Annotated in this window: 1 protein-coding gene; it reads left to right on the top strand. The window is 39.9% G+C overall.

The window, feature by feature from the left end:
• Nucleotides 1–213: hypothetical protein (locus CXF67_RS17980; RefSeq protein ID WP_219621003.1), on the top strand; the 213-nt coding region annotated here is incomplete at both ends.

Raw genomic sequence — 213 nt, 5'->3', positions numbered from 1 at the left:
TGGACAAACTTTTAATGAAATAGATGGTTTTTATGAATCAGGCACTTTAACGGGTCACTTATATTTCGATGAAAATGGAAATGGTACTCAGGAGCCAAGTGAAGCAGACATGCCAAATGTGGATGTTGAAATTACGGATGTATTTGGAGTGGTCACCACACTGGTAACAGATGCTAATGGGGATTGGAGTTTAGTTTTACCACAAGGCGATGC

Source organism: Psychroflexus sp. MES1-P1E, from assembly GCF_002836055.1.
In the GTDB taxonomy this organism is placed as follows: Bacteria; Bacteroidota; Bacteroidia; order Flavobacteriales; family Flavobacteriaceae; genus Psychroflexus.
The sequence above is the reverse complement of the archived record's forward strand: the minus strand, read 5'-3'. Positions and strand labels throughout refer to the sequence as shown.